The organism is Geobacillus sp. WSUCF-018B, from assembly GCF_002809985.1.
Classification (GTDB): Bacteria; Bacillota; Bacilli; order Bacillales; family Anoxybacillaceae; genus Geobacillus; species Geobacillus thermophilus.
On the sequence record NZ_PIJF01000007.1, the window covers coordinates 66,175 to 76,716 of the forward strand.

Annotated in this window: 12 protein-coding genes, 1 tRNA gene and 1 riboswitch; of the genes, 5 read left to right on the forward strand and 8 right to left on the reverse strand. The window is 45.3% G+C overall.

Annotated features, from left to right (window positions below):
- Window positions 1–4: 4 nt before the first annotated feature.
- Complete coding sequence (gene spoVIF / locus CV944_RS03825; protein ID WP_033015693.1) at window positions 5–262, forward strand: sporulation-specific transcription regulator SpoVIF; 258 nt, start codon at window positions 5–7, stop codon at window positions 260–262.
- Window positions 263–306: 44 nt separating this feature from the next.
- On the opposite strand, the gene CV944_RS03830 is transcribed toward spoVIF, so the two are convergent.
- Genes CV944_RS03830 through CV944_RS03840 form a run of 3 tightly spaced genes read right to left on the reverse strand, consistent with a single transcriptional unit; the run spans window position 307 to window position 2,029 of the window.
- Window positions 307–741 carry a GNAT family N-acetyltransferase gene (locus CV944_RS03830; protein WP_033010482.1) on the reverse strand — a complete coding sequence of 145 codons (435 nt, stop codon included), beginning with the start codon at window positions 739–741 and terminating at the stop codon, window positions 307–309.
- Window positions 738–1,262 (reverse strand): YjcG family protein, encoded by a 525-nt coding sequence (locus tag CV944_RS03835; protein WP_100663843.1) that lies wholly within the window; start codon window positions 1,260–1,262, stop codon window positions 738–740. Before CV944_RS03835 ends, CV944_RS03830 begins: the two co-directional genes overlap by 4 nt.
- 38 nt (window positions 1,263–1,300) lie before the next feature.
- Window positions 1,301–2,029 (reverse strand): alpha/beta hydrolase, encoded by a 729-nt coding sequence (locus CV944_RS03840; RefSeq protein ID WP_100659324.1) that lies wholly within the window; start codon window positions 2,027–2,029, stop codon window positions 1,301–1,303.
- Between the two features lie 192 nt (window positions 2,030–2,221).
- A riboswitch (SAM riboswitch) is annotated at window positions 2,222–2,332 on the forward strand.
- Between the two features lie 199 nt (window positions 2,333–2,531).
- Between CV944_RS03840 and CV944_RS03845 the strand changes: the two genes are divergently transcribed.
- The gene (locus tag CV944_RS03845) at window positions 2,532–3,635 is read left to right on the forward strand and encodes a methionine biosynthesis PLP-dependent protein (RefSeq protein ID WP_100659325.1); all 1,104 of its coding nucleotides are present in this window, start codon (window positions 2,532–2,534) and stop codon (window positions 3,633–3,635) included.
- A gap of 3 nt (window positions 3,636–3,638) precedes the next feature.
- Window positions 3,639–4,817 carry a cystathionine beta-lyase gene (metC, locus tag CV944_RS03850; protein WP_100659326.1) on the forward strand — a complete coding sequence of 393 codons (1,179 nt, stop codon included), beginning with the start codon at window positions 3,639–3,641 and terminating at the stop codon, window positions 4,815–4,817.
- A gap of 38 nt (window positions 4,818–4,855) precedes the next feature.
- Here metC and CV944_RS03855 read toward each other — a convergent pair whose 3' ends face one another.
- Entirely contained in the window at window positions 4,856–5,860 is a 1,005-nt protein-coding gene (locus CV944_RS03855) for an HD-GYP domain-containing protein (RefSeq protein WP_232722023.1), read from the reverse strand.
- Between the two features lie 192 nt (window positions 5,861–6,052).
- On the opposite strand from CV944_RS03855, the gene CV944_RS03860 reads away from it, so the two are divergent.
- Window positions 6,053–6,125 (forward strand) — tRNA-Val (locus CV944_RS03860).
- A gap of 130 nt (window positions 6,126–6,255) precedes the next feature.
- Here the strand turns inward: CV944_RS03860 and CV944_RS03865 are convergent.
- A complete protein-coding gene (locus CV944_RS03865) occupies window positions 6,256–7,392 on the reverse strand; it encodes a tyrosine-type recombinase/integrase (RefSeq protein ID WP_100663845.1) in 1,137 nt (378 codons plus the stop codon).
- A gap of 382 nt (window positions 7,393–7,774) precedes the next feature.
- On the opposite strand from CV944_RS03865, the gene CV944_RS03870 reads away from it, so the two are divergent.
- Window positions 7,775–7,963: a hypothetical protein gene (locus tag CV944_RS03870; protein ID WP_100663846.1), complete on the forward strand. Its 189-nt coding sequence runs from the start codon at window positions 7,775–7,777 to the stop codon at window positions 7,961–7,963.
- A gap of 152 nt (window positions 7,964–8,115) precedes the next feature.
- Here CV944_RS03870 and CV944_RS03875 read toward each other — a convergent pair whose 3' ends face one another.
- From CV944_RS03875 to CV944_RS17150, 3 genes are all read right to left on the reverse strand, one after another.
- Window positions 8,116–8,850 (reverse strand): M48 family metalloprotease, encoded by a 735-nt coding sequence (locus tag CV944_RS03875; protein WP_100663847.1) that lies wholly within the window; start codon window positions 8,848–8,850, stop codon window positions 8,116–8,118.
- Window positions 8,851–8,963: 113 nt separating this feature from the next.
- Window positions 8,964–9,854 carry a transposase gene (locus CV944_RS03880; RefSeq protein WP_100663848.1) on the reverse strand — a complete coding sequence of 297 codons (891 nt, stop codon included), beginning with the start codon at window positions 9,852–9,854 and terminating at the stop codon, window positions 8,964–8,966.
- A 571-nt stretch (window positions 9,855–10,425) separates the two neighbouring features.
- Window positions 10,426–10,542 (reverse strand): transposase (locus tag CV944_RS17150; RefSeq protein WP_145994819.1); only part of this gene is annotated, 117 nt, incomplete at its 5' end.

Genomic DNA, 10,542 nt, shown 5'->3' on the forward strand with positions numbered 1-10,542 from the left:
AACGATGGATCAGCAATTTTTTAAAAACATCGAACAGAAAACAGGTGTCAATATGAAAGACGTTTTTGAGCTCGCCAACTCGCTGCAAAACGCCAATTTCAGCGATGAAAAAACGGTGCGCCAAGTGGTGAAGCGGGTGGCGCAAATTGCCAACCGGAAAGTGCCAAAAGAACTTGAGGATCAAATCGTCAAGGCGATCGTCCATAACGGCAAACAAATTGATTTGAACACGATCGCCAATATGTTGAACAACAAAAAGTAAGCAAAAGGGAGCTTGCGTGCGCAAAGCTCCCTTTTATCCGGCTGTCATTCGAGCGGCTTGACCATGGCGACGTGCGGGATGCCGGCGTCCATAAACACGCCGGATATCGTCTCATAGCCGAGCTTCTTATAAAACGGTTCGGCGTGCGTCTGGGCGTTCAGCTTCACTTTTTTCGCCCCTTTTGTTTTCGCAAGCTGCTCCAACGCCTCCATCACCATCCGGCCGACGCCGCGGCCGCGGTAAGCCGGCAAAACGCAGATGCGCTCCGCTTTGCCAACCCCTTCATCGACCAGGCGAAACCGGCCGGCTGCGACTGCTTGTTCGCCATCGTATAGGACGAGATGGAACGATTCATGTTCAAATGCATCGATTTCTTCTTCTTCCGGCACGTTTTGCTCTTCGATGAATACAATCCGACGGACGCGCAACGCGTCTTCATACAACGCGCGGTCTTCCGTTGTTCCAATGGCGACGTTCATTCTCCCGTTTCCTTTCCTCCAACGATAAAGGTTTCATAGACAGTCCATGATCCGTTCTCGAGCTGGTAAAGAAGGTGGAACCGGTCGACCGTCTCTTCAAAATGGACGTTTTGCAGCCGCAGTTGGCTGTAGACGTCAGCGTATTCCGCATTCGGCAAATCGCGGCCAATTGTAATGTGCGGCACGAACACGAATTCCGGCTCCCCGGCAAACAAGCCGCTGTGCAGCTTCTCGTGCAACCGTTCCAGCACTTCGTTTGGCTCGACTTTCAAATAAATGATGTGGCTTGTCGGGTAAAACGAGCTGAATTTCGTCACTTTGATCGGAATTGGCTCCGTTTCCGCTGCGATGCGGCGCAGCTCTTTCGTCATTTCTTTGATTTGCTCCTCATCCGCCTCAAACGGGTATTTCAATGTAATGTGCGGCGGGATGAGGGCGTAATGGCTGTCGTACCGCTTCCGGTACGAGTTGGCGAAGTCTTGAATCCGCTTTGGCGGAAAAATGACAATGCCGTACTTCATTCCGCTTTCCCTCCTTTAGATGGTTCGTTTGCCGTTATTTACAGCGACAAAATGGCCGATACCGCCCGGGGCACATCCGGCTGCCAATACGTCCATGCATGCCCGCCGGCAAATTCATGGTACGTGTAGGGAAACCGCTTTTCGATCAATAAGTCCCGTGCGGCCCGGTTCGGGGTGATAAAATCGCGTACATGGCCGTCCGTCGTTTTGACCGCCATTTCTTCTGCGCCGACGGAATGGTAAAGGGAAAGAAGCGACGGGTCGCGGAACGCGCGGATGCGTTCGAGCACCGAGTCGTCAATGTAAGGAGACTGCATGGCGATTTTTCCAAATGTATGCGGATACAACAGCCCGGCTAGAAGCGAAACGGTTCCTCCCAGCGAATCGCCAATCAGCGCTCGTCCTTTGCCCATTTGATACGTCGGCAGCTCGCGATCCAAAAACGGCGCGAGCTCATGGGCCAAAAAGCGGATATAGGCTTCGTTTTTTCGACCGGCCGGGTGGTATTTCTCGTAGCGGTCGCTGACGTTCCGGTACGGGATGCCGACAACGATCGTTCGGTCGATCGTTCCTTCGTCCATGAGCGTCTCGATCACGGTTTTGATTTTTCCGTACATAAAATAATCCTTGCCGTCTTGCGCGATTAATAAAGAATATTTATGCAACGGAGAAAAATTGCTTGGCAAGTAGACAAGCAACCCGATTTCTTCTTGCAGCTCCCTGCTGTAAAGCGTATAATCGCGCATCGTTCCTGTTGCTGTCGCCATGATCATCCTCCATGAAAGCGCAAGTTCACTTGTTATTGTAACATATTTAGGCAAAAAGATGTTAACGAAGGGCTCGAATTTTTCGTGAACTTGCCGAACATTGGCGCCGGCAAAAAAATGACTTGCAAAAATGGCCGGAATGCGTTACATTTTTTAATAAATTAACAATTAACAAAATTAAATACGCAGCGGTTCTTATCAAGAGAAGCGGAGGGAACTGGCCCAATGAAGCTTCAGCAACCAGCCGCCCGACGGCCAGGTGCTAAATCCAGCGAATTGAGCATTCAATTCGGCAGATAAGAAGAAGCATGACCATGTGCGTATGGAAAAGTCTTCTTCTTAGAAGACTTTTTTTATTTGCTCAAGCGGCTGCTCCCTCAACCGAGAGGCGTCGAGGATCAAGGCCCTCAGCCGCTGCTTGACCAACAGCGGCGCTTCGTTGGGCGTTAAGTGGTTGGCTGTTGATCCATGATGGAATTTTCAACAGAAGGAGAGAGATGAGATGGAGAAACTAGAGACGCTGTTAGCGCAAATTGGCAACCGGAGCGAAACGGTGACGGGGACGGTCAACCCGCCAGTTTATTTTTCCACCGCCTACCGCCATGCCGGCATCGGGGAGTCGACCGGGTTTGACTATATCCGCACCGGCAACCCGACGCGCAAAATCGTCGAAGAAGCGATCGCGAGACTGGAAGGCGGCGACCAAGGCTATGCGTTCAGCTCCGGCATGGCCGCCATTCAGACAGTGCTCGCCTTGTTTGAGAGCGGAGACGAGTTTCTCGTATCGGCCGACCTTTACGGCGGGACGTACCGCCTGTTTGAGCGCGGCTGGCGCAAGTACGGTCTCGGCTTTCATTACGTCGATTTTGCCGATCTTGATGCTGTGGAAGAAAAAATCACGGAAAAAACGAAAGCCATCTTTTTGGAAACGCCGACGAACCCATTGATGCAGGAGGCGGATATTTCGGCGGTCGCCAAGCTCGCCAAACGGCATGGGCTGCTGCTGATCGTCGATAACACGTTTTACACGCCGGTGCTCCAACGCCCGATCGAACAAGGCGCCGATATTGTCATCCACAGCGCCACGAAATATTTAGGCGGCCATAACGACGTGTTGGCTGGCCTTGTCGTCGCCAAGGGCGAGGAGCTCTGTCAACGCCTGGCCGAGTATCAGAACGCCATCGGCGCGGTTTTGTCGCCGTTTGATTCGTGGCTGTTGATTCGCGGGATGAAAACGCTGGCGCTAAGGATGCGCCAGCATGAAGAAAACGCCAAGCGCATCAGCGCCTTTTTGCGCGAACATGAAGATGTTACAGACGTCTTATATCCAGGAAGAGGCGGGATGCTGTCGTTCCGGATTGCCGATGAAAAGTGGGTGAACGGGTTTTTAAAAAGCTTGCGCCTCATTACATTCGCGGAAAGCTTAGGCGGAGTCGAAAGCTTCATCACGTACCCGGCGACGCAGACGCACGCCGACATTCCGGAAGAAATCCGCATCCAAAACGGCGTCTGCAACCGACTGCTCCGCTTCTCGGTCGGCATCGAACATGCGGATGATTTAATCGCCGACTTGGCGCAAGCGTTCAAACACATGAAAGAGGTGTAAGCGATGGAACGGGAATGGTCGTTTTCAACGAAACTGCTCCATAATGAATGGAAAGTCGATCGCGAAACGGGGGCGGTGAGCGTGCCGATCCAGCACGCCTCCACGTTCCATCAGTTCGATTTCGATTCATTCGGCAAATACGACTACAGCCGCTCCGGCAACCCGACGCGCGAGGCGCTTGAGGAAACGATCGCGGCGTTAGAAGGCGGAACGCGCGGGTTTGCGTTCGCTTCTGGCATGGCGGCTATTTCAACGGCGTTTTTGCTTCTCTCAAAAGGCGACCACGTCCTCGTGACCGAAGACGTCTACGGCGGCACGTACCGGATGATTACGGAGGTGCTCGGCCGCTTTGGCATTGAATATACGTTTGTCGATATGACCGATTTAAACGCAGTGGCGGAAAACATCCGGCCGAACACGAAAGTCATTTATATGGAAACGCCGTCCAACCCATTGTTAAAAGTGACCGACATTCAAGGCGTCGTCAAGCTGGCGAAGGCGCATGGCTGTTTGACGTTCTTGGATAATACGTTCATGACGCCGGCGTTGCAGCGGCCGCTTGATCTTGGAGTCGATGTCATCCTTCACAGCGCCACGAAATTTTTAGCCGGCCATAGCGACGTCGTCGCCGGGCTGGCGGTCGTGAAAGACGAGGAATTGGGAAAAGAATTGTACAAACTGCAAAACGCGTTTGGCGCCGTCCTTGGCGTCCAAGATGCGTGGCTTGTGCTGCGGGGATTAAAAACGCTCCACGTTCGGCTGAAGCAGTCGTCCGAATCCGCCCTGGCCATCGCTGAGTATTTGGCGCGCCATCCGAAAGTGGAAGATGTGTATTATCCAGGGCTTTCGCACCACCCAGGCCATGACATCCAGCGCCATCAGGCGGCCGGGTTTGGCGCTGTGCTGTCGTTCCGCCTAGCCGATGAAGAAGCGGCTCGGACGTTCGTCCGAAACGTCCGCCTGCCGGTGTTTGCTGTCAGCCTTGGGGCGGTCGAGTCAATTTTATCGCACCCAGCGAAAATGTCGCATGCGGCGATGCCAAAAGAAGAGAGGCTCCGGCGCGGCATTACCGACGGCTTGTTGCGGCTGAGCGTCGGGCTTGAGGATGTCAACGATTTGATCGCCGATTTCGAGCGGGCGCTGTCGTTTGTGAAAGAGCGGCCGTCAGTTTCAACGCCATAGCAATCAGCCCGCCAAGCCTTCAAAGCTTGGCGGGCGGGTCAAGATGCCGCTGAGGTTGACAACAGCTTCTCCTCTTGTAAGTGTTTCAAAAAGAGGTCGACGAGTTCGCTGTCCCACTGCGTTCCCTTTCCTTTTCTCAAGATGTCCGCCGCTTGACGAATATCCATGCCTTTTCGGTACGGGCGATCGGAAGTCATGGCGTCAAACGCATCGGCCACGGCGATGATTTTGCCAAACAACGGAATCTCGTCGCCTGCTAAGCCATCCGGATATCCCTTGCCATCGATGCGTTCGTGATGGGAGCGAATTCCAGCTAGCAGCGGCTCAATCGGTTCGATTGGCCTAACCTCGCGCAAAATGGCTTCTCCAAGGGCGGGGTGTTTTTTGATCCAGGCAAATTCATCATCGCTTAGCTTTCCCTCTTTAAGCAAAATGGCATCGGGGACGCCGATCTTTCCGATGTCATGCAGCAGAGCGGAACGATACAAGGCATCAAGCTGTTCATTCGGCAGAGAAAGCTGCTTGCCGATCGCCAGCGCGTAGCGGGCCACGCGCAGCGAGTGCCCCGCTGTATAAGGATCGCGGGCGTCAAGCGCCGCTGTCAGGACAGTGATGAAACTGTTGAGCAGCTCTTTGTTCGTTCGATCGCGCCGATGCACAGCATCGATCATATGATTGAATCCGCGAAGCAAATACGCAAATTCGTCCGTATAGACATTGTGAGCGATCAGCTCATACATTTCGTTTTCCGCCCGTTTCATATGACTTAACAGCACACTGACCGGCTCATGGATCTCATCGACCAACAAGCGGGTCAAAAAAACGGAGAAGGCGGTCGAAAACAACAAAATCACGGCTGCCCAGGGCCAATACGACCAGTGGGATGCACTCGGTCCGGCGAGCGACCATTTGATTTCCATCGCTAAGCTGAACAATAAAACAGGAAATGTGCTGCTGAACAAGACCGTCAGCTGCAGTTTCATTTTGAGCGGCACCGGAAGCGGCGGGCGTTTTTCATCAATTCCGCCAGCCTTTGCAAGCAAATTCTCATTTGATAGAACAATCAGAATGTAGAAAAAATACGATGTCGAACCGTTCCAACACGCATTATTCCTTTCGGGGAAGGCACCTTTCCTTTTTTCATCATGAATAGCGATTTTTTTAAAAAAGTTGTTGACAACCAACTTGCCCGTCTATATAATTAAAAATGTGTTCGATAGCGAACAACAAAATATGATTCCGTAGCTCAGCTGGGAGAGCGCCACCTTGACAGGGTGGAGGTCGCTGGTTCGAGCCCAGTCGGAATCACTAAAGTGAGAGGCTTGAAATCCTTGCGTATCAAGGGTTTCAAGCTTTTTCGTTTTATTGGCAATTGTATTACAATCTCCGTGATTTAAAAACTTGCACAAAACTTGCACCTTTAGTCAACTAAAGGATTTTAACTCTGTTTTAAGAGGGCATTTTCAAATTTCTCTGCCGCTTGCTCTTGTAAATCATCGCTGACATGTGAGTATAAATCTAAGGTTATACCGACGCGAGAATGTCCCAGCCGCTCGCTGACCACTTTTGGATTTTCGCCTTGCTGCATTAAGATGGTTGCATGTGTATGCCGCAAATCATGGAAGCTTATACGCGGTACATTTGCTTCTTCGATCAAGCGATAAAATTGTCGTAACAAGTTTCGTGGATCGAGAGGTTTCCCATCATCAGTGCAGACAATTAAATTGTTATCTTGGTATTGAACACCCAATTTCTCCTTCTGAAATTCTTGTTTTTGTTTATGTTTCTTTAATACATTTACAACATGTTGAGAAATTGAAATTTGTCTTTTCGATTTTTTTGTTTTAGGCTCTTTAAAAATTAGTCCTTTGCCTGAGACAAAGCATAAGCTACGCTTGATGCGGATTTTCTTATTCTCAAAATCCACGTCATCCCATTTTAGTCCTAAAACTTCTCCACGTCGCATTCCTGTGAAAATCGCAAGAAGGTAAGGGATCTCCATAGAGCTATCTTTAATCAGATTCAGAAATCGATTTACCTCATCCACTGTCCATGTAATTTTTTCTTCACTTTTCACTTTGGGTGGTTTAGCATTCTTTACAGGGTTCACTTTAACCAATGACCATTTTACCGCTTGATCAAATGCTTGATTGAGCAAATTATGCATTTGTCGGATATATGCACCTGAATACCCGTTGTCTAACTTGTCTACATAAAAACTGTCAATATCAAATGTTGTAATTTCATTAATTTTTTTATGTTGGAAATACTTCATAATATGATTTCTGATTACATATTCTCTGCTTTTGGCGGTAGTTATTTCTACTGTTCTTTTGTAAGAAGTGTTAAACCACCGCTCCATGAACATTGGAAAATCTTCTGTACTTTCTTTAAAATAACTTCCATCATCGACTTGGGCTTTAATTTTAAGAAGTTCTTTCTTCGCTTCAGTCTTTGTGCGAAACGGTCCGAAACTTGCTTGCTTTCTCTTACCGGTGAACGGGTCTTTTCCAATATCGATTCGAAAATAAAATCCTTTTTTCTTTTCCTTGATTAGTTTGTCAAAGTCCATCATTACACCCCATTCCTAGTTGGAATAGTGTGTAGTATGTGGTTAAGTAAATACTATCAAAATAATACTTTTTAGGGAAGCGTTAAACTATAAAAGGTGGGTATCCACTAATATGAAAAAGCATACATTCCGGTCTTGTAACAGGATATATCTATACATCCGTATAACTAATATTACAAGTGTGGATTTAACTTATTAAAAAAGGGGTATTCGGATCATCTGGTGGAATACAATTTAGGTTTAGTATCTTCTAGTGTTTTGTTACACTATTTTTTCGTACTGTTCATCAAATATTTTGTTTTCTTTGAATATACATAAAGTATGTTAAATAACAGACCTAAGTATGTTAACATTTGTATAGAACAATTTTTAGGAGTTGATAGACTTGGATAATAAAGTACGTTTATTTTTAGTACTTTTGAGTAGTTTGTTAATCTTTGCAATGGGTACATATAGAATCTTAACTAAGGATTTATCAGTTATTCCTTTATTCGTTGCATATATTTTCGCAATTACTGGACTTATAGGAATCGTAGCAAATGCTGTTAAGTTAATTAGAAATGTTAGTAATTAGCGTTGCTTTATTGAGCAACGCTATTTTACTAATAACAACATTTTTACTGCACAGCGTGTGTCTACTGCGCACTTGTTATTTCAATAGCTTTTTTGAGACATACTTTTCACTACATAATGCGAATAGCCAAAATGTTTTATAAAGGGTACGTGCTAACTAATATTTTCTATCCTCTTCTTAATACTAGGGTGAGTTTCAAACAAGCTATAACTTTTTTCAGGGACAAGTTTCTGTTCTTGCAGAATACTAAGAGTTTCCTTTGCACATTCTTTTCCGACAAATGAACTTGCGAATCGATCAGCAGATAATTCGCGCCGCTGTGAAAAAACAAAGTGTAGAGTAAACGAAGAAACATAAAGGATAAATGAAATTATTAAAGTTGTAAATAAAGATGTTAGTGAAATTAAGTAAGGCGATATAGTTAATAACAATATCGGCACTCCTGCTAACACAAATATAAATGATAATATATTTTTTAACATATGGTTCTTTTTTATATGGTAATATTCATGGGCAATAAGAAATTTTAATTGTTCTCTACTTAAGGAGTTAACTAAACCATCTCCACATACAATTACAGGTTGATTTCGTCTATACAATACCGCAGCGTTATTCTTCATAAATTTGTCAGTAATAAAAATCTCCACATTTTGATTTGGATCTATTTCTCTTAGTATGTCATTTAGAAATTGAGTTTTATTAACATTCATTCTTTTTAATTTAATATAAGATACCAGAGGAAAAATAATACTAAAAAATGTTAGTAATAGACTAGCATTTAAAAGGTAATGTAAAATATGGTATTTTAAATTTATATTAATAACATTTAATTTCATTAATATAAACATTGTTAGCAAACTAATTGAAATTAACTGTAAAATCTTCATAAAATTCACCCTCAAATGAATGTTGGACTATGTTCAGCGTTTTCCTCTTCTAACTGCTCGATATATTCCAATGCAGCTTCAAGACTTTTTATCGGGAAGATGGTGTTGCAAAACTAGAGTAAAAACTCGAAGTTATGCATAAGGATACAGCATAACACATGTAGTAAATATCGATGAAATCCATACCATCGCGGCTGTTCCACCCCGTCACTTTTTAACTCATTAAATACCCGTTCAATCTCGCGGCGAAGCCCAAACAGCCATTGGCCAAACCTTGTTTTCAAAAAGACAGGAAGAACACGGCCATAGGCGTCTTTTCGTTCCCTGCTATTGCGGCGGTTGATAGGGGAAATCAATAGGATTCCTGACTGCTCTGCTGTTTGACGAACCTTTTCACTGTCATATGCGGCATCGCCTAATACAAACTCAATATCCCACTGCTGTAAAGAAACAAGCAACTCTGGCGCCACTGCCGCATCATTTCGATTCGCTGTGGTCAGCACATGAGATAAAATGATTCCCTCGGCAGTAGTGCAGAGGTGGAGCTTATATCCTTTAAACCAGTGGTATCGGGTGGACACTCCCCACTTTGCCTGTGAATCGTAAAGACTGCTTCGAAGAGCCGTGCTGTCAATTAGCACAATTTTGGGATACCGTACTTCTAGATCTTTGAGCAGCTGTGCGTGAAAAACAGGAAATCCCTGTTCCCGAAACCACTTTGCCGCACGGGAAAACGTAGACAGATGTGGGACTTCATCAAGCCCACAAGCCCGTTGAAAACAGCGAAAACGCTGCAGAATGCGTACTAATTTTCGCAAGGAATCAATGGAAAAATAGGTTTTCAAAAAGAAACATTTCAATAAAGATTTTTTCGACACCGGCGGTCTTCCTGTCACATACGGTGTCTCCGGCAACGACAGCGAATCGATATATCGAAATAAGGATGCTAAAAGTGGATCAATTTCATAAGGCCATGCATGTTCATTGTTTAAACTGGAAATCATAATAGTGTCCACCCCTTGGTTTTTTGGTCACTGTATATGATTTCCAAGGTGGTGGATTTTTTATGTGCATTTATGCATTCGTTATGAGTTTTGCAACACGTTCATATTATTTTACCACTTTTTATCCCAAATTAAAATAATATTTATATATAATATAAAATAATACATTATAGGTATTAGATTTATATTCTTTATAAATTTTAACAAAATAGTAATGTAAATTATTTCCTATTATACAATTTTAAGATACACTTCTTTTTTCTTTTCTATTACCTGCTTGGATTTATCTTTATCTTACAAGGTGGTTTTCATGAGTAAAAAAAAAACAATTTACTTTTCTTAACTATTTTACTCATAATTGGAACATTATTTTATATTTATAGGGTCTTCACCATTTTCTGTGATTTTCACTCAATCCCAGAAACATGTTAGCTGGATGAAATAGGTTCATCAGTCAGGATCCTTCTTCCGCATACAGACCATGAAGTTGGTAGAATGGAAACAGTCAAGTGCTTTCCGTGACGGGTTCCATTCTACCAACTATCATACCGATAGCGGAAGAAGAGAGCGCTTAGGCAGCCTGACTGCTTGTAGTGTTCCCTGTACACTCCAGAAATACACGCAAACGAAACCGTTCTAAATTTCGATAGCCGTATGCCCGGCGTTTGATGTTTTTGATCTTGTGGTT